Origin of the sequence: Clostridium rhizosphaerae, from assembly GCF_016765585.1 — a bacterium.
Taxonomy (GTDB): domain Bacteria; phylum Bacillota; class Clostridia; order Clostridiales; family Clostridiaceae; genus Clostridium_AT; species Clostridium_AT rhizosphaerae.
The window spans coordinates 168524-193689 of record NZ_JAESWC010000008.1 but is presented as its reverse complement, the minus strand read 5'-3'; the positions used below and the strand labels follow the sequence as shown (position 1 = coordinate 193689).

Here is a 25166-nt window from a genome sequence, read left to right as displayed (position 1 = left end):
TTTGGATTCTTGTTTCTTTAATAGATGTAGGCTTCAAAATATCTTTAGTTAACTTAAAATACTTTTAGCTTGCTCAGAAGAGAGGCTCTAAGCTTTTCAGCATTGCTTCGCCAAGAACATGGGCAAAGTTATCAATGAAATTAAAATATTATTTTCTACACTTGCTTTTGGTCTTTATGCTCAGCCTGCGATAATTTTATTAGTATATTCATTAGCTTAAGGTTTTATTAAAATTATACGATAATTAAATAATGGAATATGAAGGTGGTGGAAGTGTGGCAGGAATAAATAGTATTATAGGAGCTTATAATATAAATCCTAAAAGAGTTTCCAGTAAATTAAGCTTTGAAATTGGACAAGTGTTTACAGCCAGAGTTGCTGCTATAAGTGAGCAAAATAAAGAATTGATACTGAAGCTTTTAGATGGCTGGCAGTTTCCTGCAAAGCTTCAAAGGCCATTGGATTTTGTTCCTGACGGTTTAGTAAGATTTCAGGTGAAAGGCTTTAAAGACGGTAAGCTTCAGATAAAATTGGTAAACTTAAAAGATGAAAATGAAGATATAAATAAGGATACTTTAGAAGATTTGCTTTTAGAGAGCAATATTGATATAAGCAAAGAGGATTATGATACTTTAAAGAAAATGATTAAGCATAATATGCCTCTAACAAGAGAAAATATTTCTAAAGTAAAGACAATAATAGATTTTAAGAATAAAATATTAAGTGATAGCAGCGAAGAAGATAAGTTTATATTAAAATATACTTCAAATAAAAATATAGATATAAATAGTGAAAAGGGCAAAAATGTCCAAAATATATTAAAAGGATTTTTTGATGAGCTTAAGAATTTATCAGAGGATGATATTTTCACTATGCTTGAAAATAATATAGATATCAATGAAGATAATATAAAGAGCTTTAAGAAGTTAGTTAATGAGAATTCTGTAGTATATAAAGAAGTAAAGAATATTGCCCAAAAAGCAAGTGGGCTTGAAGTTACAAAGAAAATGGCAGTATCAGATAATGAAACTGTAAAAGAAAATACTTTTTTAGCAGAGAGCAATGACAAGAAGATTATAGAACAAAAAGATAAAGTTTACAGCATTTTAAAAGTATTAGAAGCGGATATGGAGGAAGGCAATCTATCTTCTGAAAATATAAAACTTTATGAGGACTTAAAAAAAATAATGAGCGATGATGTAGATAAAAAGCAGAATACTGATACTAAGGAAGTTCCTATAAAGAAACCTGAGGGTGATTCTACTGCAGCTGAAGATGATGTAAATAATATCAAGATTCAAGATAATGAGATAAAGCACACCGAAATTAAGCATAAAAATAATGTCAATTCAAATAGAAGTGAAATAGAGGCTGAAGTAAAGCAGCAGCTTTCTGATAAAACAGAGGAAATAAAAACTATAATAAAAAACTTACTTAAAGAAGATATGGAGGCTGATTCTGAAACCTTTAGCAAGGTTTTTGCTTCTATTAAAGAAAATATTAATGATTTTAAAGTCTTTAATTCTTTAAGCAATCAATATTACTATATGGATATTCCTATAAATTTAAGAAAAGAAGAATATCCCTGCAGGCTTATAATAAAAGATGACAGAAAGTCAGGGAAAAAAATAGATTCTAAAAATGTAAGCTTGGTTGTAAGCGTAAAAACTGTTAATATAGGAACAGTGGATGCTTATGTTAAAGTAAGAGAGCGAAGTATGAATATAGATATTAAATGTGAAGAGAGCAGCATTAAGCTTCTTGATTCTGGCAAGAATATAATATTAAATGAGCTCAGAGAATTAGGCTATAATGCTTTTATTGACGTTACCGAAAAACAAGCAGAAGTAAACCTTTCTAATTGCAGTGATTTTTTTGACGATAGCGGCATAAATAGTATAAATATAAGGGTGTAAATTATGAAAAAGATTAAAAAGGCAGCGGCATTAAAATATGAAAGCGGATATAATGCTCCAATAGTCACAGCTGCAGGTATGGGCGTTATTGCAGACAAAATTATTGAAAAAGCAGAGGATAATGATGTTCCAATAGTTTATAATAAAGAAATGGCTGAGCTTTTAACAAATGTAGATGTTGGAGACAATATACCAGCAGAGCTATATGAAGCTGTGGCTAAAATTATAGCTTTTGTAATGGATAAGGATAGAAACAAGTAAGGACGGTGAAGTGCATGGGACTATATGCAATATCAGACCTTCACTTAGCTCTTAGCGGTGATAAACCAATGGATGTTTTTGGTGAGAAGTGGTATAGGCATGATGAGAAGATTAAAAGTAACTGGCTTGATAAGATAAAAAAAGAAGATACAGTTTTAATTGGCGGAGATATATCCTGGTCTATGAAGATGGAAGAAGGTTTAAAGGATCTGGATTGGATTCATGAGCTTCCGGGAACTAAAATACTTATTAAAGGAAATCACGATTACTGGTGGCAGAGCATTTCAAAGCTTAATGCACTTTATGGAGATATGAATTTTATACAAAACAATTTCTTTAGCTATGAAGACTATGCAATATGCGGTACTAGAGGCTGGAACTGCCCAGGGGGAGAGCATTTTACTTCTCATGATGAAAAAATATATACAAGAGAATTAAATAGATTAAGATTATCTTTAGATTCAGCTGTTAAGGCTGGCTTTAAAAAATTTATAGCTATGGTTCATTATCCTCCAACAAATGAAAAGTTTAATGAAACAGAATTTATAAGAATATTTAAGGAATACGGGGTTGAAAAAGTAATATACGGTCATCTTCACGGACCAGCTTTAAGCAGGGTTATGGTAGGAAATATTGATGGTATTGAATATATTTTAACCTCCGCTGATTATATAGACTTTAATCCAATTAAGATTTTTAGTTAGAAGTGAGGAATGTTTATGGAGAAGGATTATAAAAGGTATAACGATACTGCTGAGCTTTTAAAGGTACTTGCACATCCAGTAAGGCTTTGCATTGTTAAAGGATTGTTAAATAAGGGACAATGTAATGTGACTTATATGCAGACTTGTCTTGATATGCCCCAATCAACAGTTTCTCAGCATCTTCAAAAGCTTAGAACAGCAGGTATAATAGAAGGGGATAGAAACGGTTTAGAGATAAATTACAGGGTATGTGATGAAAGAGTAGAGAAACTTATAAAAATGCTTTTAAATGAAGAATAAAAATAGACTGCCCTAAAATCAATTTTAATCTGCCGCGTGTTATTTGAATCCTGGGAAACTTTCGCATCGCAGATAAGGCTAATAACTAAAAAATATATAAAGCCTAAATCCTACTAATTCTCTTCGTTCAAACAATATAGGATTCTTAACGGCTTTATAAATTTTTTAGTTAAAGTCTTATTACTGCTTGCTCAAATGTTTCTACGAATTCAAATAACACGCTAGATTTAATTGTTCTTAGGGCAGTTCCCTTTATTTTAGATTAAGCATATCAAGAGTTTCGTTAAGCTTGTCTATATTTCTTTTAATCTGAACGAAAGCAGGCGCTTGACTTTCTAGTGAAGCTGCTATTTCCTCTGAAAGTGAAGAATTTGTTTCTGAGATAGAAGATAAATCTTCAACCTTGGACAGTATAGTATTCTTTTTTTCTGAGGTTTCAACTAATGTTGCTATGCTGTTGTCAATTTCACCTGCAGCTTCGTCTATAGAAGCTTTTATATTTATAAAGGTATTTTTAGTAGTTTTTAAAGTGCTGTTTTGATTAGTTATTGCAGTTTCACCTTGAGACATAGAATTAGAAGTACTTATAATATCAATCTTTATCTCATCTAAGATTTTTGTAATGTTTTCAACTGCAAGCTTGGAGTTTTCTGCAAGCTTTCTAACTTCCTCTGCAACTACCGAAAAACCACGTCCTGCTTCACCAGCTCTTGCAGCTTCTATTGCAGCATTTAAAGCAAGGAGATTTGTCTGGCTTGCTATTTGGCTTATAGAATCAGTAATAGTATTTACAGAATCTATTTTTGAAACCAAGTCGTTTACCGTTGAAGTAGAACTAGAAAAGGCTGTCTGCAGCTGATTTAGAGAAGAATCTAATTCCTCAATGCTCTTAAGCCCCTCATCAGCCATTGAAGTGGTATCTAATACTTTTATTTGTACGTTTGTTATTCCTCCAGCCATATTCTCCATGTCTAAATTGAAATCTTTTAAGATACCAAGTGTACTGCTGATTTCTTCGTTTTGCCTTGAATTAGACGAAGTTATTTGATTTACTGCCGCTTCAATATTTGAAGAAATAGAAATTATATTATTTGAACTTTCTTCAACCGTCACAATTTCACCCTTAATTTTTTCGTAAGTCTTTGCTAGAGATTCACTTAAAACAGTATCTCTTGAATTATCTAATACAGGTAGGTTAGTACTTGAAGATTCTGTGGATTTTTTTTTGCTAAAAAACATGTAAGCTATCCCCTCTCTTTTGTTCTTCGTGAAAACTTCTTACAACAATTATCGTAACTTCTGAAATAAATTTTATACCATTTAAAAAATTATTTAAAAAATTTTGAAAAAAATCCTGATTTTTTTACATCCTCAGCTTGTTCTTCCGGACTTTCCATTGACTCTGTTAATTCTTCTTTGATTAAATCTCTTTGATCTCTAGCTAAATCTTTAATCTTCTGAGGTGAATTTGGTGTAGTTATAATCTTGCTGAACCACTGATTGGCCTCTTCTAAATTACCGGTTCTTCTATGTAATTCACCTAGTAAATACATTAAAGTGAATTTGTCCATACCGCATATAGGAAAATCCTCATTAGTATAGGCGTCATTAAAACCTTCTAAAGCTTGACTTAAAAATAATTTTTCATTAGTCTCATCTTCTTTTATTCTGCACATCCAAGCTATTCTAAGACAATTTAAGGCTTTCCTGCTGGATTTTGCTTCAATTACTACGCTGTTTAGTAAAGATAGCTTATATCTTTCGATAGCTATATCAGCAGTATATACCTCTGGATAGCGTCTTCCCTGCCATCTTGGAGTAATCTTTTTTTGTATAAGTTCTACTTGATAATCTCTGATTTTTTCAAAATCCTGCTTCATAGCAGCATAACCACATACGTTGCATAGATAAACTTCATAAAAATATGGATTTACAGAAGTGTATCTTACAAATAAGTCACTGTCGCTTTTTTGTCTTCTGATAGCTGAGCTTTTTACAGTGTGAGCCTGAAATTTGTTTTCGCATACAGGACAAGTAACTGTAGTATCGTAAAGAGAATTTTTAGGATCTTCTTCTTTTTTTTCTGTAGAAGCCGCCTTTTCTTCTTCTTTCTTTTTATTAAAAAGCTCTAAATCATCAATATCATTGAAACCTAATCCTTCTAAACCTGAAAAAATATTTTCCTTCATAATTATCACCCTAACAAATTGAATTTCTTTATAGTTCTATTATAGCAAAATATGAGGAATATTCTATTGTTTTTATTTAAAGTGTTAAAGTTAATTTATAGAAAAAATTCTTATACATTGACAATATCTGTTTTTAGGTTAATATAAATATATAATGTGAAAGTTTTAATACATACAATGCAAAATTATAATACATTAAAGATGTCCCCAAAATCCTTGAAGATCGGATATTTTATGACATCGTTAATGTAAGAATTTTATTGCATTATAAATACATTATATTGAAACACTTATAGTAAAGGATGAAGGTTATGGCAATAAGAGAGTGGAAAACATTTCTGATACCTTATGAACAAGCTGTTGATGAGTTAAAAGTAAAGTTTAGAAGCATAAGAACAGAACTCCGACGAAAAAATGAATACTCACCGATTGAGTTTGTCACAGGAAGAGTAAAAGAAATAGCAAGTATACTTGAAAAAGCTAACAAATTTAATATACCTTTAGATCGAATAGAATATGAAATGGAAGATATAGCAGGCATAAGAGTAATGTGTCAGTTTGTGGATGATATAGAAAGAGTAGTACAGCTTATTAGAATTAGAAAAGATATGCAGATTATGTATGAGAAAGACTATGTGACTAATTATAAGGAAAGTGGTTATAGAAGCTATCATATGATTATTAAATATCCCGTAAACTTAGCAGAAGGTCAAAAGGATATTTTAGCAGAATTTCAAATAAGAACTCTTGCCATGAATTTTTGGGCCACTATTGAGCATTCACTTAACTATAAATATAAGCATGAGATTCCTCATGATATTAGACAAAAGCTTAAGAATGCAGCTGATGCAGCCTCTAATTTAGATCAGCTTATGCTGGAGATAAAGGATGAGATTAAAGATGCTCAAAAATTATTTGAAGTTAAGTCAAGCTTAATATCAAATATAATGAATAACATAATAACTTTAGCTTCCATAGGCAAGCCGGGAGAATCTACAAGATTTCAAATGCAGCTTAATAAGCTTATAGAAGAAGGAGAAGTTTACGATTTAAATAATTTGCTTCAGGCAACGGAAAAAACTTTGGAAAAATACAAATAGCTGGAAGGGTATAACCCTCCAGCTATTTGTATTTTTTAATTCTTAATTACTTCGCTACTATATTCACAAGTTTTCCTTTAATTACAATAATCTTAGCAACAGCTTTGTCTTCAAGTGCCTTTTTAACATCTTCATTGTTTAATGAAGCTTCTTTTATTCCATCTTCATTTAAATCAGAAGGAACATTTATTCTAGCTTTTATTTTTCCGTTAATTTGTATAGCGATTTCAACCTCGTCTTTAACTAGAGCAGCTGCATCAAATTTTGGCCATTCTTCGTTAAATACAGAGTAGTTCATACCTAAAAGATCCCATTGTTCTTCAGCAAAGTGAGGTGCAAACGGTGCAAGCATTTTTATGAAGTCTACAATAACTTCCTTTAAGAAGGAGGCATTTTTAGTTTCTTCATTTAAGTATTTTGATAATGCATTTGTAAGCTCCATCATTCTGGCTATAGCAGTATTAAACTGAAGAATTTCGGTATCTGAAGTTACGCCTCTTATTGCAAAATGTCTCCAGTAGTTAAGTTCTTTTTCAGCCTTATCTATAGTAGTTTTGGTATTTCCTGAGTTTATTACCTGTCTTGAAGCGTCAAACATTCTTTCGATTCTATCTACAAATCTGGCAATAGATTTTATCCCGTCATCGCTCCAAGCTCCGCCTTCTGTATAGCCAAACCCAAACATTAAATACATTCTGAATACATCAGCACCATGGTCTTTGATATAGTCGTCAGGTGTAATAGTATTTCCCTTAGATTTACTCATTTTAAGTCCGTCTGGTCCAAGTATTAAGCCTTGATGAGTTAATGAAAGGAAAGGTTCATCAAAGTTTAAGTAGCCCATATCTCTAAGAGCTTTTGTAATAAATCTTGCATATAATAAATGCATGCAGGCATGTTCTGGACCGCCTACATACTTGTCAACAGGCAGTACTTTGTTAATGATTTCTGGATCAAAAGCCTTCTCACTGTTTTTATTGTCAGCATATCTTAAATAATACCAGGATGAATCAACAAAGGTGTCAAGAGTATCTGCATCTCTTAAAGCTTCATGACCGCATCTTGGACAAGTTGTATGCATGAACTCTTCTGATTTAGCAAGTGGTGATTTGCCGTCAGGTGAGAATTCTACAGCATATGGAAGCTCTACTGGAAGATGATTTGTAGGTATAGGTACTATTCCGCAGTGCTCGCAGTGAACAACAGGAATAGGAGCACCCCAGTATCTTTGTCTTGATACAAGCCAGTCTCTTAATCTATAGTTAACTTTAGCTGAACCAAGCTTTACGCTTTCAAGCTTTTTAACAATTGCTTCCTTTGCTTCTTCAGTAGTAAGTCCGGTAAACTCTTCGCTGTTTACAAGCTTTCCATGTTCAGTATAAGGAAGTTCTGTATCACTTGCTATAACTCTTTCTATTGGAAGCTTATATTTTGATGCAAAAGCAAAGTCTCTATCGTCATGAGCTGGAACAGCCATAACTGCACCGGTACCATATGTTGCAAGTACATAGTCTCCAACCCAGATAGGTACCTTTCTTCCGTTAATAGGATTTATGGCATAGGAGCCTGTAAACACTCCGGTTTTTTCTCTTGTAATAGATTGTCTTTCTATATCTGTCTGCTTTTTGGCAGCTTCCTTATATTCTTCAACAGCAGCCTTGCTTTCAGCTAAAGTAAGTTTATCAACAAGCTCATTTTCTGGAGCTAAAACAACATAGGTAACTCCAAACAAAGTATCAACTCTTGTTGTGAATACATTAAAGCTTAAATCTGAATCAGTTACCTTAAAGGTTACTTCAGCACCAGTAGATTTTCCAATCCAGTGTCTTTGCATAGCCTTTGTTTTTTCAGGCCAATCCAAATCATCAAGCTTTTCAAGAAGTTCATCTGCATAATCAGTTATTTTTAAGAACCATTGAGTTAAGTCCTTCTTTGTAACTTCAGTTTCGCAGCGCTCACAGTGTCCGTCAACTACCTGCTCATTTGCAAGAACAGTATTGCAGCTAGGGCACCAATTTACAGGAGCTTTCTTTCTGTAAGCCAAGCCTTTTTCATATAGTTTTAAAAATACCCATTGTGTCCATCTATAATATTCAGGGTCGCAGGTTACAACTTCATTATCCCAGTTAAACATTGCACCCATGGATTTTAACTGCTTTTCCATAGTTTCAATATTCTTAAGTGTAGAATCCTTTGGATGTATTCCTGTTTTAATCGCGTAGTTTTCAGCAGGAAGACCAAAAGCATCAAAGCCCATTGGCTGAAAAACATTATAACCCTGCATTCTTTTCATTCTAGCCCAGGAATCTACCGGACCATAGTTAAACCAGTGACCGGCATGAAGTGTGCTTCCGGATGGGTAAGAAAACATTTCAAGTACATATAGCTTTTTATCTAATTTATCTTTATCAAATTTATAAAGATTTGTTTCTTCCCATTTTTGCTGCCATTTCTTATCAACGTCTGTACCATAGTTAGCCATTTAAAAAACCTCCTTCAAATAAAAAAATCCTTCAATCTCATAAAAGAGACGAAAGATTAAAATTCCGCGGTACCACTCTAATTAGATTTATGAAAAGGAAAAAATATATCATAAATCTCAGCTTAAAAAGATAACGGATTTACCGTACCTGCTTTTCTGCAGGTATGCTCCCAGACGAGTTCATATTTCATCAAATACTGTTTTGCACCAGACAACAGCTCTCTTAAATTGATTGCAATATTACTATTCCTGTTCAAAGCTTAATATTTTATAACATTATATTCTAAAGCATGAATTTTGTCAATGATTTTAAGATGAATCATTTTAATACGTAGGAAAGAAGAAAAGCTCAAAATATACTGAGAGGAGTTTTATTGTTTAAGATTATTTCCGTGTTTATTAGATTGGTCAAATTGTCCCACAGAGGCAGGCCGATACGAAGAAGAAGAGTATTAAATTTCGTAATGAAATGTTAACAGAATTTTTGTTGTATCAGCAAGATAGCTGTGATACCGTATAAATATATATTTACATATTTATATATTTACGGTAGGAATATATTATTGGGAGGAGTTTCATTGAAGTTTAATAATTATCTAAACAAGTTTTTATATTATTTTAAGGATTGCTATGGATTTGACAGGCTTTCACGAGATGTTGTAATTTTGGGGGCAGTACTTTCCTTAACAAGGTATACATTAGGTATAAGCCTTGTTTTTGTTGCTTACGGAATTTTTAGAATTTGTTCGAAAAACAAATATAAAAGATATCAAGAGCTGGCCAAGTATGAAAATATTATATTGATAATCAAAAGAAAATTTAATATATCCAATATTTCTATTGAGGAAAGACGAAAATATAAAATTTTTAAGTGCCCAAATTGTTCTCAAAAGCTTAGAGTGCCTAGAAAAAAGGGTAAGGTTGTAATTACCTGCAAGAAATGCGGAAATGAATTTAAAGGAAGGTCCTAAAGAACTGTTTGGATAATAAGTAGATTATGAAATAAAATTGACGCAGGCTTGCTTTAAAGTCCGCAGGATTTTGCGTGGAAAATAATATCTAAGATTAGTGATTACTTTGCGGATGTTCTAAGGTTCGTGAAGCCATAAAACTAAGAGTCTCTAGGAATTCGCTTTAACTTTTTCTGATTATAAAGCGAAGCTTCTATAATAAATGTGGATATCGTATTTTACATTTTGTTAGCTCAGAAGAGAGGCTCTAAGTATTATGATTTCATTTCACCAAGAACATGGGCAAAGTACTTAATTAATCTTATATATTATTTTCCACACTGCCCTACAAACTTTAAAGCAAGTCTATAATACTTTTGCTTCAATTAACTAGATTAAGCATTAAAGAGTTTGGTGCTGTTTAATAATAGTGTTTATATAAACAGGTTATTTGATATTGTAGAAAGCAAATTTACTGCAAACCAGCATGGCTCAAGTAAATATTTTTATAGGTTTATATATAAATATACGAATGATAAAAAGGCCATTACTTGCTTTTAACAAATCCAAAAGTTTTAATCATAAAAACAATCATTTAGTAAGTCGTATAGAAAGATACTTATAATTGCGTATAGGATATATAGGCTGGTTGTAAAGACCGAGAGCAGGTGTAGAAAATAATATTTCAATTTGATTGATAACTTTACACATGTTCTTGGCGAAGTGATATTGAAAAGCTTAGAGCCTCTCTTCTGAGCAAGATAAAAATATTTTAAGTTTGCTGAATTTTTTTAAAGCCTGCGGCTATTCTATTTGGTAACTTTCGTATATTCCCCAAAGTTTATAATTTGTTTATAATTAGTTTATGTAAAGTAGAGATATTGACTTTAAAATAGAAACATGGAAAGCTTTCCTGGAATTAGCTTAAGTAAGGGGATGTTATGAATTGAAAATGAAAAAAAAGACTGCCATGATAGTAAGTCTTGCTGTTGGAACTTTAATGTTTACAACTACAGCATTTGCTGAAGTAGTTTCAAAAAGTGGTTATGATCAGGCTAAGGAGGCAATGAAATATTCTGCTGACAATTATACAAGCAAACTTTCAAGCTATACTGTAGATGTTTCTTTTGCTTTAAAGGACAATGGAACTGTTATAAGCTCGCAAAACTCTGTTAACAAATATGATTTAAAAAAGCTTTCCTGCGAGAATACTACAACCACTGTGGAAGGCAAGGAGAAAAATGAGGGCTTCTACTACAGAGATAAAGCTGGCTATATCAGCTATAACAATAAAGATGGCATTTATCATGTAACAGAACAAAAGATAAATGATGATAAGTTCTGGATAAACAATCCTTTTAAACAAAAGGAAGCAGGAGATCTTGAAAAAATAGCAGATGCTTTTATCGGCAACCTTAAGGACTCTGTTGTGGCTTCAGACAATTCTGATGGAAGTAAAGAGTTTTCAGGTTCTTTAAATGAAGCTCAAATTCCTACGCTTGCAAATGCTATAGTTTCTTATCAATTAAAACGCCAATTTGGTTTTTATTCAAATAATCAAAATAACCCAAATAACCAAGATAATAAAAGTTTAATGCCTAAAATTACTCAGGATATATTTGTAAAAGATCTTAAGGGAAAGATGACTGTAGATAAAAATGGTCTGGTTCAAAACATTCTTGGCACAGGAGTTCTTTATGGCAAGGATGATGCAGGAAAAGAACACAGCCTGACCTTTGAAGTTTTAGCTAAGGCTTATGATGTAAATAAGACTGTTATCAACAAGCCTGACCTTAATGGTAAGAAGGTTGAAAAGACAGTCATTGAAGACAATACTAAAATATCCAATCCTGAACTTTATATAGGTACCTACAAAAATAATATATTTATTAAAAAAGACGGTAAATTTAAAAAAATCGGTGAAAGAGTTGTAAGTATTGATAAAATTACTGAGAAGAATATTTCAGGATCATACAGCGAAGAATACTTAAAAGGGTATGAAGATTACGCTGCTAAGGCTAAGAGCTTTAAATTTAATGCTGTGTTTGATAAAAACATTTATAATGCAAACTTTACTTATACAAATTCAGAAGGCAAAAACATAAAGGGAAACATTGGAATGAACTATGGGTTCCCAAGACTATACTTTGACTTTGATAATGCTCGTAGTGGAGTTTCTGCTGATGGAAACGCCATATTTGATGGAGAATTTGATAAAGTAATTGATTAGTTGATAACACCTGTTAAAAATTAGGGCGGCTGATAAGGCTGCCCCCCTTGAAAAATCAACTTTCATTTATAAGAGGAGATTACAATGGACAAGGTTATTGAGATAAAAAACCTAACTAAAGTATATAAAAATGGCAGAGGAATTAAGGATATAAATTTAGATATACATAAGGGTGATATTTTTGGCTTTTTAGGACCTAATGGAGCAGGAAAAACTACAGCAATGAAAGTCATGACAGGACTTGTTAAACCGGACAGCGGAGATGTGAAAATAAATGGCTTCAGCATATTTGAGGATTTTGAAAAAGCAATGGAAAAGGTAGGTTGTATAGTAGAGACAGCAGAAGCCTATCCTTACCTAACAGCTTATGAAAATTTAAAGCAGTTTTCAAGGTATTATAAGGATGTTGATGATAATAGAATTGATGAAGTTTTAGAACTAACAGGAATTTTAAAATATAAAAATGAAAAGCCGAGAAAATTTTCACTTGGAATGAAACAGCGTCTTGGAATTTCAGCAGCAATTTTAGGAAGACCAGAGGTAGTTGTTTTGGATGAACCTTTAAATGGACTAGACGTTGAAGGAATGATTTCTATGAGAAATATTATTAAAAATTTAGCTGAAAAAGAGAGGACAACCTTTTTTATATCAAGCCATCTTATCCATGATGTGGAGCTTACCTGCACCAGCATTGGAGTTCTTTATAATGGAAGAATGATTAATGTAGACAGCACTAAGAACATATTAAAGAATTATGCAACGCTTGAAAACTATTTTGTTAGTGAGGTTGAGAGAAATGGCAGGTTTTAAAGTAGCTTTAATTAATGAAATTGAAAAATTATGCAAAAAGAAAAAGTTTTTGCTGGCAATTATAATATCTTTTATTTTCATTATAGCAGGTCAAGGTGCTGTTATGGCATTAAGAAGCAGATTTGGACTTAGAGGAGCTTCAAGCATGGAGTTTCCTATATTGGTATTGTCGATACTGGTTAATACTATTTTGCCTTTGTTTACTGCACTTGTTACTATTGATAGTTTTTCAGGAGAATTTTCTCAGAATACAATGAAAATATCCCTTGCAAGACCGGTAACCCGATTCAAGTATTTTACTGCAAAGCTTACAGCAATATTTATTTTTATTTTATTTAATCTTATTTTAGTTATGCTTATTTCAATTTTTGCGGGTGTTTTATTTAATTCTAATTCCTTTACCTTAAAAGCAATTATAAATATTGTATTGTCCTACCTTGTAACTGCTTTACCAATGCTTATCCTTGCTATGGTTATTGCAATTATAAGCAACATTTTAAAAAGCGGAGTTAGTGTTTTTTTTATTTCTGTACTAATTTTCTTGGTTTTTAAAGTGCTTGAAATAGTTTTTTCAAGATACTCAGGCATATTTTTTACCTCAATATTTGACTGGTATAACTTATGGATTATAACTCCATTTCCGGTATTTAAAATTTTGCTCAAGTTTATGATGCTTGTAAGCTATGGTATAATATTATTTACCTTAGGTTATTACCTATTTGATAAAAAAGATTTTTAGGGTGGATAAATGAATATAAAGAAAAGATTAGTAATATCCAATACATTAATAGTAATAATTCCATTTATTGTTACATTAGTAGTTGCCATTGCTTTCTTATTTATTTCTTCGAAGTTTTTAAATAAAGAAATCGGATATAATAACATTAAAAAAATTGCAGAAGTAAAAACAGAACTTTTTAGTACAGCTAATAGTATATCTGAACAAAATTTAGGTGCTTTAAGTGAAGGAGAACTAAAAAGTATATTATCTAAAAAGCTTTCAAGCCTTAAAGGAGATTACATAATATCTGCAAATAACAATATCATGTCTTCAATTAGCGATATAAGTAAAATCGATGCTGAAAAGGCTTTTGAAAAATCAGAGGATCAGCACATTGAAAAAGTTGTAGAAATCAATTCTACCTCTTATATGTTTGAAACTGCACGTTTAGCATTAAAAGATTCCTCAGAAAGCAAAATAATGCTGCTTGCTCCTATAGGACATAATGAAAACTTATTCCAGGAGTTTATTCTAGTTATTATATTGACATATATAATATCCTTTATAGCAGTTAATATTATTATGACCTATGGGCTTTCAAAAAGATTTTTAAATCCTATAACCTCTCTAAAGAATGCAGCCTCTGAAATAAGCAGCGGTAATTTAAACTGTGAAATTACAGAGGAAGGAGATGAGGAGATAAAAGATCTTTGTCATGATTTTGAGGTTATGAGAATACAGCTTAAGGACTCTATAGCAATGAAGCTTAAGTACGATGATAATAGGAAAATGCTTATATCAAGTATTTCTCATGATTTGAAAACTCCGATAACTTCTATAAAAGGATATGTTGAAGGTATATTAGATGGTGTCGCTGCTACTCCTGAAAAGATGGAAAGGTATTTAAAAACAATCTACTCAAAGGCTGAGCAGGTAGACATTATGATTGATGATTTACTACTTTATTCAAAGCTTGATTTAAATCAGATCCCCTTTAATTTTGAAAAGACAGATATAATTGAGTATTTCAATTACTGTGTAAGTGAAATGGAGCCTGAATTAGAAAAGAATAGTATAAAAATAACTCTTAAAAACGATTTAGAGCATTCTAAATTTGTCACGATTGATAGAGACAGGATGAGAAGAGTTATAATTAATATTATTGACAATTCTCGAAAATATATGGGGAAAGAGCAGGGGGAAATAAGCTTAGAATTAAGAGAAACAAATTCAAGTATTATCATTGAAATTAGAGATAATGGTATGGGAATTAAAAGTGAAGATGTAAACAAGATTTTTGATAAGTTTTACAGAGCCGATGCTGCAAGAAGCGGAGCAAAGGGAAGCGGATTAGGCCTCGCTATAGCAAAGCAGATTGTTGAAGGCCACAACGGAAGGATATGGGCTGTCAGCCACGACAATGAAGGAACAAGCATTATAATATCATTAAAAAAAGTTGAAGAGGTCAGAGGGGATTATGAAGAAAATATTGATAGTTGAAGATGACTTAAGTATTGCAGAACTTGAAAAAGATTATTTGGAGATTTCTGGTTTTGATGTTAACATATGCACTGATGGAGTATCAGGGTTAAATGAAATAAAAGAAAATAATTATGACTTGGTTATTCTTGATGTAATGCTTCCTAATATAGATGGCTTTGATATTTTAAGAATAATCCAAGATATAAAAGATATTCCTGTGCTTTTAGTTTCAGCTAAGAAAGAGGAAATTGATAAAATAAAAGGCTTGTCTTTAGGAGCGGATGATTATATTACAAAGCCTTTTAGTCCGGGGGAATTAGTTGCAAGAGTAAAGTCTCATATCCAAAATTATGAAAGGCTAAAGAGCAAATTTAAAGGTAGTGAAGATAAGAACAGCATATTAATAAGAGGGCTTAAGATACTAAAAGATTCAAGACAGGTATTCATAAATGATAAAGAAGTAACCTTAGCTCAAAAGGAATTTGATCTGCTTTTATATTTTGCACAGAATCCAAACAGAGTTTTTGGAAGAGAAGAACTGTTTGAAAGAGTTTGGGGATTAGAAGCTCTTGGAGATAACGCTACAATAACTGTCCACATAAGAAGAGTGAGAGAAAAAATAGAAGCAAATCCTTCTGAACCGCAGTATATAGAAACTGTATGGGGAGCTGGATATAGATTAAGGGTATAAGTTTAAACTTGTACCCTTAAATTTTTTTTGATGTTAAAAAGATGCCATATATTACTAGCGACAAAAGTAGACAAAATAATATAAAAAAGTTCATAATTATTTGATTTTATTATAATCCTTCTTTATAATTATTTATGGTTATTAATTTACAATAAATTTAGTAAAGTGAATGGTTCACTGAATTTATATTCGGGCTTTTATAAGCTAAAATTATTACAGCAAGAAGGGGGTGGAAATTTTATGGCTATAACAGTACATGAAGCTTTAGAACTTGAAATACTTAAAGGATTTAAGGTCATTGCAGGAGAAAAGGGGCTATCCAATAAAATAACCCATGTAGCAGTTTGGGATTATGAAATAGGAGACTTAATTGCAGAAAATTTTAGTTCGGGTGATTTTGCTTTAAGCACATTAGTTGCTATAAGAGATAATATTGATGAATTATATGGAATTGTAAAAAGGATGATAGCGGTAGGAATAAGCTGTCTGGCTATCAAAAATATTTATTTTAATTATATTCCTGAAGAAGTGATTAAACTTTCTAATAAAGAAAATTTTCCTATCATGATCTTTAGCGATACCTTTACCGAGGATGTAATTGTATATGTAAATAAAGCTATTAATGAAAAAAGGAAATATGAAAACTTAACAGCAATAATAGATAACATTTTATATAATAACTTGAATGAACCAAGCATAAAAGAAATTGCCCGGAAAATTAATATAAATTTTAAAGAAAAAAATATAGTAGCCTTTTGCAGGAAAAAAAGCGGTAAAGCAACAGGGATAAAAAGCTTTTATAATAAAGAGATGGAGGAAGCTTTTAGCAAGGTTATCCCGTATAAAGATGGGTATATTCTTATTAATACCTTTGAAGATGCGGGGCAGCAGCATATTGATAAAAATATACTAAGAAGGCTGGAATGGTGGGGACTTACTCAAAAAGAATACTTTATAGGTATAAGCAGCTTATATGAAAACTTAGGAAAGCTGAATAAGGCAATACAAGAAAGTTTATATGCCTGCAAATATTCAGTTACTTATAATAAAGATGTTTCATTCTTCCATGATATTGGAATTAATAGAGTAATTCTACCGATTCTTGATAACCCCTGGGTTCTAAAATATTATAAGGAAATGATAGAACCACTAGTTTCTTATGATAAAGATAATGAAACAGAGCTTTTAAAAACTGCAGTAAAGTATGTTGAAAATAATGGAGATATAAAAGCTACAGCACAGGAATTATTTCAGCATGGAAATACTGTGAGATACAGAATAGATAAAATAAATAAAATATTATGCAAAGGTAATACCTATGATCATTTTTATGAGGAATTAGCTTTATCAATTAGAATATATAATCTTATCAATAATCCTTTGTAAATTTTACAAAATGACATAATTTTTAATTTAAATAATTACAAAGCTAAAACACTGTCGAATGGTGTATTATATTGCTATAGAAAAAAATATTCAAACTATTAAAATAATGGAGGTCGAATATGAAGCAGTTAAAAATTGCATACACTGCAGAAGCTAAAGAGTATTTTTCAACTAAAAGAGATTTAATATTAGCTGAAAGTACTGATTATACAGATGTAGCAGCAGTTGTGGTAACTGATTTGGATGCTGACTTAATCAATAAAATATATGATACAAAGTTTGGCATACCTGTATTTGTTGTTTTAAAAAACATAGACAAGCTAGATGGCGAATTAGCAAAAAAAGTTTATCGTGCAATTGACGGAAGCAATTTTGATTCAAATCTTTATAACAGAGAACTTGAAAACGCTGCAAGTCAATATGAGGAAAATGTACTTCCGCCTTTCTTCAAAGCTTTAAGCAATTACGTAGAAAGAGGAAACCTTCAATTTGATTGTCCTGGACATCAAGGTGGTCAATATTTCAGAAAGCATCCTGCAGGAAGATATTTTTATGAGTTCTACGGAGAAAACATATTCCGTTCAGATATATGCAATGCCGACGTTGCTTTAGGAGACCTTCTGATACATGAAGGACCAGCTGTAGATGCAGAGCAGAATGCAGCAAGAATATACAACGCTGATAAAACCTACTTTGTAATGAATGGTACAAGCACAGCAAATACTGTAGCTATAAATGCATTAGTTGCTCCAGGAGATTTGGTTTTATTTGATAGAAATAATCATAAATCTGTATATAATGCAGCTTTAGTTCAATCAGGCGGAAATCCAGTATACCTTGAAACAGCACGTAATCCTTTTGGATTTATCGGTGGTATCGATTCTCACTGCTTTGATGAAGCTTACCTTAGAGGAGAAATAGCTAAAACTGTTCCAGAAAGAGCTAATGACAAGAGACCATTTAGATTAGCTGTAATTCAGCTTGGAACTTATGATGGAACTATTTACAATGCAAGACAGGTAGTTGATAAAATAGGACATCTTTGTGACTATATTTTATTTGACTCAGCGTGGGTTGGTTATGAGCAGTTTATTCCTATGATGAGAGATTGTTCTCCACTACTTTTAGATTTAAATGAAAATGATCCTGGAATATTAGTAACTCAATCTATTCACAAGCAGCAGGCAGGATTTTCTCAAGCTTCACAGATTCACAAGAAGGACAATCATATTAAAGGACAAAGACGTTATGTTGATCACAAGCGTTTTAATAACTCATTTATGATGTATGCTTCAACAAGTCCATTTTATCCTTTATATGCAACACTTGATGTTAATGCGAAGATGCAGGAAGGTGAAGCAGGAAGACGTTTGTGGGCTGAATGCATAAAATTAGGTATCGAAGCTAGAAAAGCGGTATTAAAAAACTGTTCAATGCTTAAACCTTTTATACCTCCAACTGTTAATGGAAAGAACTGGGAAGATCATGATACAGAAGAAATTGCTAATAACATAGAGTTCTTCAAGTTCATACCAGGTGAAAAGTGGCATTCTTTTGAAGGATATGGTGAAAACCAATACTTCGTTGATCCTAACAAGTTTATGCTTACAACACCAGGTATAAACGTTCAAACTGGCGAATACGAAGAGTTTGGTATACCGGCTACAATACTAGCTAACTTCTTAAGAGAACATGGACTTATACCAGAAAAGAATGATTTGAACTCAATATTATTCTTATTAACGCCAGCTGAAACATCAACAAAGATGGAGAACCTTGTTGCACTTCTAGCACAGTTTGAAAAACTTGTGGAAGAGGATGCACCATTAAGCACAGTTCTTCCGAGCATTTATAGAAATAACATGGATAGGTATAAAGGATATACAATCAGAAGATTATGCCAGGAAATGCATGATTTCTATAAAGGTAACAATGCAAAAGATTATCAAAAGAAATTGTTCAGAGCTGAATTTTTACCTAAGAGAGCAGTTGTTTCAGAAGAAACTAATTGGAATGCTTTAGATGAAGTTGCAGCAACTACTTCTTCAAAGAAAGAAACTAAGAAAATATTTACTCCTCAACAAGCCAGATGGGCGCTATTAAGAAATGAGGCTAAGCTTGTAGCCTTAGAGGATATAGTAGGCGAAGTAGCTTTAGAAGGAGCTCTACCATATCCGCCAGGAGTTTTCTGTGTTGTTCCTGGGGAAGTATGGAGCGAGGTAGCTCAAAGATATTTCTTAATACTTCAAGATGGAATTAATGAATTCCCAGGTTTTGCACCTGAAATTCAAGGTGTATACCTTGAAAAAGAAAATGGCCGCGTTAAAGCATACGGCTATGTACTAGACAGAAAAAATTAACTAAAAAAACTAATAGCTTACGGATATAGCTTCGACTATATCCTAAGCTAAAAATAAAAAGGGAGTAGTTAATTATGAGTAAATCAAATAATAAGATGAGTGTTTGGCAGCTAACAATAATAACCGTTATAAACATGATGGGTTCCGGAATAATAATGCTTCCAACCAATTTAGCTCAAGTTGGAACAATGTCAATTCTATCATGGTTAGTTACTGCTGTTGGTTCCATGGCGTTAGCGTATGCTTTTGCACAGGCAGGAATGTTCAGCAGAAAGGCTGCAGGTATGGGAGGATATTCAGAGTACTCCTTCGGAAAAGCAGGAAGCTTTATGGCAAACTATACTTATGGGGTATCATTATTAATTGCTAATGTTGCTATTGCTATTTCTGCTGTAGGTTATGCTTGCGGATTCTTAGGAAAAGAATTATCTCCTATATCAGTAGGTTTATGGACAATCTTTACTTTATGGCTGGCTACAGTACTTAACTTTAAGGGAGCTAGAGTTACAGGAAGAATAAGTTCCTTTACAATATGGGGAGTAATTGGTCCTGTTGTAGGTATCTCTATTTTTGGATGGTTCTTCTTTAGCGGAAAGTTATATGCATCCGCATGGAATCCTAATCATATTCCATTCTTCACTGCAGTAAGCAAATCAATATCAATAACTTTATGGGCTTTCTTAGGGCTTGAATCAGCTGCTGCAAATATGGATGCAGTTGAAAATCCAAAGAGAAACGTGCCTATTGCGTGTTTAGGAGGAACTATCGGAGCAGCAATAATATATGTTATTTCAACTAACGTAATGGCTGGTATTGTTCCAAATGCACAGTTATTAAATTCCAGTGCGCCTTTCGGACTAGCTTTCGCTACTATGTTTAATTCAACTATAGGAAAACTTGTTATGGGTCTTATGGTTATATCCTGCTTTGGTTCTTTATTCAGCTGGCAGTTTACTATTGCACAAGTGTTTAAGGGTTCTGCAGTTGAAGGATATTTCCCTAAAATATTCAGCAAAATTACAAAGGATGAAACTCCAATCATTGCTATGGTTATAATTACTGTAATTCAAAGTATGCTTGCACTGATGACAGTCAGTCCTACTTTATCAAAGCAGTTTAATGTACTAGTAAACTTAGCAGTAGTTACAAACGTTATACCATATTTATTATCTATGGCATCTATAAGGGTAATGCAGAAATCTGAAAATGTACCAGCTGGTAGAGCAAAAGTAACAAACTTCATTGCTTTAGTAGGAGCTGTATATGGATTATATGCACTATATTCTTCAGGAGCTGAAGCGCTTACTTATGGTTCAATAGTAACCTTTGCTGGTTGGATATTATACGGATTTGTATCACACAAATTTGATCTTAAAAAAGATGATATGATGGATAGGGTTGCATAACTCTAAAATTGTTAACAGCCTTTTGGTAACTTTGATAATAAAGCTACTAAAAGGCTGTTATTTTTTATATACACAAAATAAAAAGACTTTGCATAAAATGCAAAGTCTTTACTGGCTGCCCAAGCAGGACTCGAACCTACACAGTGCCAGAGTCAGAGTCTGGTGCCTTACCAATTTGGCGATTGGGCAATAACACAATAATTATTATATCATCTTTTACACTGTTGTCAAGAAATTTTTAAACGTCTGTGTACATAAGCGACAAATAGAGTTAAGGCATAATCAAAGATTAAAAATATAATTTGAAACATTAATATAAGAGCGTAGATAGGTATAGCTACTTTGAACATCTCTGTAAAAAATACTCTATAAAGAATATAAACTAATGCTATAGAAAGATTAAAATATATAAGCTTTAAGAATATTTCAAGATACATATTTCTTAGTCTTTCTATAAAATATTTTATAAAACCATAAAGACCAAAGAATAAAATATAAGCAATTACACCGCCCTTTATACCCAATAAAAGAAGGCTTAAAAGACTTGTTGATATATACATAAAAAAACTATTTCTGATTTTTATAGTTAATATGGAAAGAGGAATAATACAAGAAGCTATACCTAAGAGATATAACTTGCTTGTAGGTGTTATTGTACTTAGATATATAAAGAGAACTCCTAAAGCGGTGTAAAGACCACCTCGGGCAATACTTGCAGTGTTATTCACTAATATATCCTCCTATAATAATTAATTAATTAATTAACAGCAGCTTATTAGGTCTCCACCAAAACATTCGCATAAGCTGTCTGCACACCACAGCTTAAAGCAAAGATCACAAAAGTCACTGTCACTTCTATTATTTCTTCCGTAATAGGTTTGTCTATATCCTGTATTTCTATTTTTTAAATTATTTAATGTCTGTCTGTACTCTAAATTATTTGGCTCAAGATTGCAGGCGTTTACTATGTAATTATATGCATTATCATACCAGCCTTTTCTTAAGTTTACGAGCCCCATAAGATAATTCCACTGAGCATCACGTGTATTTATTTGATTTAGTTTTTCTTCGGCCGCTCTTAGGTTACCGTTTTGTATATCTATTCTAATTTCATTATAATTGCCATAGCCGCTATTACTGCTGCTTTCATAGTTGTTTTCTGTATAACGTGGACCATCACTGGTGTTTTTCAAAAGATAGTCATAGGCTTCATTTACTTCTCTTAATTTTTCTTCGGCCAAGTCCCTTAATGGGTTATTGCCGTATTGATCAGGGTGATATTTTTTTACCATTTCCTTATAGGCTTTTTTAATTTCTTCTTTAGAGGAGCCTTCTTTGATTTCAAGTACTTCATATGGATTTCTCATTTTTTTCATCCTTTCAATTGCTAATTTCTAATCTTCCAAAAACTTTGTCCATCTTTTCCATAAGACCAAACTGAAGTATATTATATAAAAGCTCATGATTTTTTTTAATAGGAATTGCTTTTAAATAATTTACGCAGGCTTCAGCACAGTTTACTAAGGTAAAATCGACTCTGTCTTCAATAGAGGTTTTAAATTCATCATATGGTAAATTGGTAGTATTAAAAATACTATTAATAGCGTTAAATTTTTTGCTGCTCATATCTTTTTCTAAATCGTCAAAAGCATCAATTATATATATCCATTTTCCAAGATTATATCCAAGCCAATACAAATTTTCAACATTATTTTTATTATAGGAAGAAAGTATATGACCAGTTAAATCAGCAAAAGGATGACTAAGTTCATCTAAAGAACTATTTGTAAAGTTTTTTTCAAGTACAGAAAGTTCCTTCAAGGAATTTTCTATTTGGCTTTCAACTTCCTTATATTTCATTGAAGCTTTTCTTAAATAAGTACTTAAAATTGCAGAATAAAACTTGCTTAACTTAGAACTGTCATCATAAGTGTCGTCAACAAGCTTATAATAAGCAAGAAGTACATTGCAAAAAGCAGCGTAATCTAAGGGTGAATTATCAACAAGTATAAGTCTTTTCTTAGTAGGATGAACAGCACATAATTCTCTGCTTACCTTTATTTTCTCATCACTCAGAGAATCTAAAAGCACTGCAAGAAAAGTCATATCATAATTTAGGGCTAGTCTTGGAACATTGCCAAAATTCTTCTTTATTGCTCTGCACAGCCCGCAGTAATAAGCTTTAAATTTTTCAAAGTCCTTAACTTTTAATTCCATTTTGCAGGGAGTTACATAGCCAAACATTATATACCTTTAACTCCTCTGTCATTTAATATTTCAAAAATAGTTTTTGAGGTGGTATCTTCCATAGTATATCCAAGCAAAGAAACTACTTCTTTTAATTCCTCTTCATAGGCTGTTTCTATTTCAATATAGGGGAATGGACAGAAGTCTTTAGAATTTATATCTATTTCTATAAGCGTATTTTTATACTTATAGCTTTCTCTGTACTTTTTTATTGATTGTACTAAAGAAAGTCCCAAAGCCTTAAAAATATTTTCTCCTTCAGTTGAATCGGCAATAATAGTTTCATGTTCATCCATAACTTTGTATTTTTCCTGGCTTATCATTTCTTTCGTAGTCATGTAATGAATTGTTATGTTATTTATCGTATCTTCAATTGTTCTTATTCTGGCATAGCCTTTTTTATTTAGCAGTTTTCTATCTTCAAAATCATAAATTCTGTTTATCTGGTTTTCCATTTTCACCTTTACAGCATTTAAGTTTAGTAGTTTGTTTCTTATATCGTCCACATCTATATCCAATATTCTAGTCTCTAATTCCTGCATAAATTTCATCCTTTCAGTTAAAACATTCAGCGGCGTATATATATTTATTTAGTGATATTTAGTTTGCGGCAATCAGTAAGCAGCGCAGGCAGTATATTTTCAAGAAAAAATCTTGAGCTTATTAAATCGATTTGCTTTAATTGATTTAATATTGTATTATATTTTTCTTCAAAAGGATTGCAATTTTCTAAGTTTATTTCGTTAATACACTCAATTAAAGCATCTATGTGATCGGCACATTTAAGAAGCTGACCTTCTAGGGTATTATCCTTTCCATCAAACATAAGCTTTTTATATTTACTCCTGTAAGGTTCCTCCATATAGGAAAGAAGGTATTCGTCTGCAACCTCTTCTTCGATTAGGTCCACCATATTTTTCATTTCCTGTTTTCTGTGTTTAACAAAGCTTAATATATCGCCGGTTAAGGCTTCTACAACATCGTGATTAATGAGCTTTTTAAAAAGACGTTCCCAATCAACTTTATTACCGTGCTCTTCCTCAATTAAGGCAAGCATCTGGCCAATTTGGGCAACTTGAAAGGAATGCTCGCTTACTGTAGCTCTTTGATGCATGAATTCCGGAGCCCAGCGTCCCATATTGTTAAGCTTTCTGACAGTTCTTAAGTATTTATCTAAACTCATAGCTGTTTATCCTCCTATGGGTAAATGTTATGCAAAATATAAATTTCCACTGCTACCATTAATTATATCATTATTATGTGTAATAAAAAAATAATTTATTTGTTGTAGAAAATCACTATTTTTTAATTTATTTAAATTATGATATAATAAGTCTAAATCATTTCATAAAGAGCTTAAAGGGGGGACATACATTGGATAATTTTTATGAACAGCTTGTATCAAAGCAAAAGTCTTCAGCTTATAAAATTGTAAATGCGGCATTTTATATATTTGCAGGCTTAGCTTTACTGACTTTATCTGCTATTCCTATTTTTGTTGTTTGTTTACTTTTAGCAGTAGCTTCATTCTTTGGAAAGAAGGCACTATATGTTGAATTTGAATATGCTTTTACAAATGGAGATATAGACATTGATAGAATTGTAGAAGCAAAGAAAAGAAAGAGACTTCTTACTTTTGATGTAAAAAATGCGGAGCTTATAGCACCAGAAGATAGCAGCTATGTTAAAGACTTCTCAAATAAACCGTCCAAGATGCTTACTTTATTTCCGGGCGGTACAGATAGAAATGTATATGTAGCAATGGTAACTGGCGGAAACGAGAGATTTCAATTAAGATTTACTCCAGATGAGGAATTCTTAAATTTATGTTATAAGTATAATCCAAGGGCAGTTAAGAAAAGTTAATATGGTAAGTATTTAATATTTACCATATTAACTGCAATGAAAAAGATCTAATACATAAGTAGTGT

General features: G+C 32.0%; 23 protein-coding genes, 1 tRNA gene and 1 other annotated feature. Of the genes, 15 read left to right on the top strand and 9 right to left on the bottom strand.

Annotation, left to right across the window (positions count from 1 at the left end; all coding sequences use genetic code 11):
* Positions 1–275: 275 nt before the first annotated feature.
* From JK636_RS13660 to JK636_RS13645, 4 genes are read left to right on the top strand one after another with little or no spacing between them, the layout of a single operon-like run.
* Positions 276–1916: a hypothetical protein gene (locus JK636_RS13660; protein WP_202749566.1), complete on the top strand. Its 1641-nt coding sequence runs from the start codon at positions 276–278 to the stop codon at positions 1914–1916.
* A gap of 3 nt (positions 1917–1919) precedes the next feature.
* The gene (locus JK636_RS13655) at positions 1920–2177 is read left to right on the top strand and encodes an EscU/YscU/HrcU family type III secretion system export apparatus switch protein (RefSeq protein WP_202749565.1); all 258 of its coding nucleotides are present in this window, start codon (positions 1920–1922) and stop codon (positions 2175–2177) included.
* A gap of 14 nt (positions 2178–2191) precedes the next feature.
* A complete protein-coding gene (locus JK636_RS13650; protein WP_202749564.1) occupies positions 2192–2881 on the top strand; it encodes a metallophosphoesterase in 690 nt (229 codons plus the stop codon).
* Positions 2882–2896: 15 nt separating this feature from the next.
* Positions 2897–3181, top strand: coding sequence for an ArsR/SmtB family transcription factor (locus JK636_RS13645; protein WP_202749563.1), 285 nt, complete (start codon positions 2897–2899; stop codon positions 3179–3181).
* A gap of 252 nt (positions 3182–3433) precedes the next feature.
* Here the strand turns inward: JK636_RS13645 and JK636_RS13640 are convergent, their stop codons facing one another.
* Both JK636_RS13640 and JK636_RS13635 read right to left on the bottom strand, forming a co-directional pair.
* On the bottom strand, positions 3434–4420 hold the full coding sequence (locus tag JK636_RS13640) for a methyl-accepting chemotaxis protein (protein WP_202749562.1): 987 nt from the start codon (positions 4418–4420) through the stop codon (positions 3434–3436).
* An 89-nt stretch (positions 4421–4509) separates the two neighbouring features.
* The gene (locus JK636_RS13635) at positions 4510–5370 is read right to left on the bottom strand and encodes a DUF2225 domain-containing protein (protein ID WP_202749561.1); all 861 of its coding nucleotides are present in this window, start codon (positions 5368–5370) and stop codon (positions 4510–4512) included.
* 311 nt (positions 5371–5681) lie between these two features.
* On the opposite strand from JK636_RS13635, the gene yjbM reads away from it, so the two are divergent.
* Positions 5682–6470 carry a GTP diphosphokinase gene (yjbM, locus tag JK636_RS13630; protein ID WP_202749560.1) on the top strand — a complete coding sequence of 263 codons (789 nt, stop codon included), beginning with the start codon at positions 5682–5684 and terminating at the stop codon, positions 6468–6470.
* A gap of 46 nt (positions 6471–6516) precedes the next feature.
* Here yjbM and leuS read toward each other — a convergent pair whose 3' ends face one another.
* Positions 6517–8952: a leucine--tRNA ligase gene (gene leuS / locus JK636_RS13625; protein ID WP_202749559.1), complete on the bottom strand. Its 2436-nt coding sequence runs from the start codon at positions 8950–8952 to the stop codon at positions 6517–6519.
* A 41-nt stretch (positions 8953–8993) separates the two neighbouring features.
* Positions 8994–9218 (bottom strand) — a binding site (T-box leader).
* A 312-nt stretch (positions 9219–9530) separates the two neighbouring features.
* Here leuS and JK636_RS13620 point away from each other — a divergent pair.
* The 9 genes from JK636_RS13620 (at position 9531) to potE (ending at position 20988) form a co-directional block, all read left to right on the top strand.
* On the top strand, positions 9531–9923 hold the full coding sequence (locus tag JK636_RS13620; RefSeq protein ID WP_202749558.1) for a hypothetical protein: 393 nt from the start codon (positions 9531–9533) through the stop codon (positions 9921–9923).
* A gap of 925 nt (positions 9924–10848) precedes the next feature.
* Positions 10849–12132 carry a hypothetical protein gene (locus JK636_RS13615; RefSeq protein WP_243428230.1) on the top strand — a complete coding sequence of 428 codons (1284 nt, stop codon included), beginning with the start codon at positions 10849–10851 and terminating at the stop codon, positions 12130–12132.
* Between the two features lie 84 nt (positions 12133–12216).
* Positions 12217–12942: an ABC transporter ATP-binding protein gene (locus tag JK636_RS13610; RefSeq protein WP_202749557.1), complete on the top strand. Its 726-nt coding sequence runs from the start codon at positions 12217–12219 to the stop codon at positions 12940–12942.
* Entirely contained in the window at positions 12929–13681 is a 753-nt protein-coding gene (locus tag JK636_RS13605; RefSeq protein ID WP_202749556.1) for an ABC transporter permease, read from the top strand. The genes JK636_RS13610 and JK636_RS13605 overlap by 14 nt, the downstream gene beginning before the upstream one ends.
* A gap of 9 nt (positions 13682–13690) precedes the next feature.
* Positions 13691–15163 (top strand): sensor histidine kinase, encoded by a 1473-nt coding sequence (locus tag JK636_RS13600; protein WP_202749555.1) that lies wholly within the window; start codon positions 13691–13693, stop codon positions 15161–15163.
* Positions 15141–15836, top strand: a complete 696-nt coding sequence (locus JK636_RS13595; protein ID WP_202749554.1) for a response regulator transcription factor — start codon at positions 15141–15143, stop codon at positions 15834–15836. The genes JK636_RS13600 and JK636_RS13595 overlap by 23 nt, the downstream gene beginning before the upstream one ends.
* Before the next feature lie 240 nt (positions 15837–16076).
* Entirely contained in the window at positions 16077–17222 is a 1146-nt protein-coding gene (locus JK636_RS13590; RefSeq protein ID WP_202749553.1) for a PucR family transcriptional regulator, read from the top strand.
* Positions 17223–17341: 119 nt separating this feature from the next.
* Positions 17342–19582, top strand: a complete 2241-nt coding sequence (locus JK636_RS13585; protein ID WP_202749552.1) for an ornithine decarboxylase — start codon at positions 17342–17344, stop codon at positions 19580–19582.
* Between the two features lie 74 nt (positions 19583–19656).
* Positions 19657–20988, top strand: coding sequence for a putrescine-ornithine antiporter (gene potE, locus JK636_RS13580; protein WP_202749551.1), 1332 nt, complete (start codon positions 19657–19659; stop codon positions 20986–20988).
* Between the two features lie 112 nt (positions 20989–21100).
* On the opposite strand, the gene JK636_RS13575 is transcribed toward potE, so the two are convergent.
* The 6 genes from JK636_RS13575 to JK636_RS13550 all read right to left on the bottom strand — a co-directional run bounded on the left by JK636_RS13575 (position 21101) and on the right by JK636_RS13550 (position 24418).
* Positions 21101–21177: transfer RNA gene (locus JK636_RS13575), tRNA-Gln, on the bottom strand.
* A 38-nt stretch (positions 21178–21215) separates the two neighbouring features.
* Positions 21216–21716: a hypothetical protein gene (locus tag JK636_RS13570; protein WP_202749550.1), complete on the bottom strand. Its 501-nt coding sequence runs from the start codon at positions 21714–21716 to the stop codon at positions 21216–21218.
* A gap of 33 nt (positions 21717–21749) precedes the next feature.
* Complete coding sequence (locus JK636_RS13565; RefSeq protein WP_202749549.1) at positions 21750–22355, bottom strand: J domain-containing protein; 606 nt, start codon at positions 22353–22355, stop codon at positions 21750–21752.
* 13 nt (positions 22356–22368) lie between these two features.
* Positions 22369–23232 (bottom strand): DUF5685 family protein, encoded by an 864-nt coding sequence (locus JK636_RS13560; RefSeq protein WP_202749548.1) that lies wholly within the window; start codon positions 23230–23232, stop codon positions 22369–22371.
* Entirely contained in the window at positions 23232–23777 is a 546-nt protein-coding gene (locus tag JK636_RS13555; protein WP_202749547.1) for a class IV adenylate cyclase, read from the bottom strand. The genes JK636_RS13560 and JK636_RS13555 overlap by 1 nt, the downstream gene beginning before the upstream one ends.
* A gap of 44 nt (positions 23778–23821) precedes the next feature.
* Entirely contained in the window at positions 23822–24418 is a 597-nt protein-coding gene (locus tag JK636_RS13550) for an HD domain-containing protein (protein WP_202749546.1), read from the bottom strand.
* A 191-nt stretch (positions 24419–24609) separates the two neighbouring features.
* Between JK636_RS13550 and JK636_RS13545 the strand changes: the two genes are divergently transcribed.
* Positions 24610–25101: a DUF6106 family protein gene (locus JK636_RS13545; RefSeq protein ID WP_202749545.1), complete on the top strand. Its 492-nt coding sequence runs from the start codon at positions 24610–24612 to the stop codon at positions 25099–25101.
* The last annotated feature ends 65 nt before the right edge of the window (positions 25102–25166 follow it).

Excerpts from the sequence above, each read along its gene's own strand:
- leuS (WP_202749559.1), bottom strand. The coding sequence starts at position 8,952 with ATGGCTAACTATGGTACAGACGTTGATAAGAAATGGCAGCAAAAATGG.
- JK636_RS13650 (WP_202749564.1), top strand. The coding sequence starts at position 2,192 with ATGGGACTATATGCAATATCAGACCTTCACTTAGCTCTTAGCGGTGAT.
- JK636_RS13585 (WP_202749552.1), top strand. The coding sequence starts at position 17,342 with ATGAAGCAGTTAAAAATTGCATACACTGCAGAAGCTAAAGAGTATTTT.
- JK636_RS13595 (WP_202749554.1), top strand. The coding sequence starts at position 15,141 with ATGAAGAAAATATTGATAGTTGAAGATGACTTAAGTATTGCAGAACTT.
- JK636_RS13600 (WP_202749555.1), top strand. The coding sequence starts at position 13,691 with ATGAATATAAAGAAAAGATTAGTAATATCCAATACATTAATAGTAATA.
- potE (WP_202749551.1), top strand. The coding sequence starts at position 19,657 with ATGAGTAAATCAAATAATAAGATGAGTGTTTGGCAGCTAACAATAATA.
- JK636_RS13555 (WP_202749547.1), bottom strand. The coding sequence starts at position 23,777 with ATGCAGGAATTAGAGACTAGAATATTGGATATAGATGTGGACGATATA.
- JK636_RS13635 (WP_202749561.1), bottom strand. The coding sequence starts at position 5,370 with ATGAAGGAAAATATTTTTTCAGGTTTAGAAGGATTAGGTTTCAATGAT.
- JK636_RS13655 (WP_202749565.1), top strand. The coding sequence starts at position 1,920 with ATGAAAAAGATTAAAAAGGCAGCGGCATTAAAATATGAAAGCGGATAT.
- JK636_RS13610 (WP_202749557.1), top strand. The coding sequence starts at position 12,217 with ATGGACAAGGTTATTGAGATAAAAAACCTAACTAAAGTATATAAAAAT.
- JK636_RS13565 (WP_202749549.1), bottom strand. The coding sequence starts at position 22,355 with ATGAGAAATCCATATGAAGTACTTGAAATCAAAGAAGGCTCCTCTAAA.
- JK636_RS13590 (WP_202749553.1), top strand. The coding sequence starts at position 16,077 with ATGGCTATAACAGTACATGAAGCTTTAGAACTTGAAATACTTAAAGGA.
- JK636_RS13645 (WP_202749563.1), top strand. The coding sequence starts at position 2,897 with ATGGAGAAGGATTATAAAAGGTATAACGATACTGCTGAGCTTTTAAAG.
- yjbM (WP_202749560.1), top strand. The coding sequence starts at position 5,682 with ATGGCAATAAGAGAGTGGAAAACATTTCTGATACCTTATGAACAAGCT.
- JK636_RS13605 (WP_202749556.1), top strand. The coding sequence starts at position 12,929 with ATGGCAGGTTTTAAAGTAGCTTTAATTAATGAAATTGAAAAATTATGC.
- JK636_RS13550 (WP_202749546.1), bottom strand. The coding sequence starts at position 24,418 with ATGAGTTTAGATAAATACTTAAGAACTGTCAGAAAGCTTAACAATATG.
- JK636_RS13640 (WP_202749562.1), bottom strand. The coding sequence starts at position 4,420 with ATGTTTTTTAGCAAAAAAAAATCCACAGAATCTTCAAGTACTAACCTA.
- JK636_RS13560 (WP_202749548.1), bottom strand. The coding sequence starts at position 23,232 with ATGTTTGGCTATGTAACTCCCTGCAAAATGGAATTAAAAGTTAAGGAC.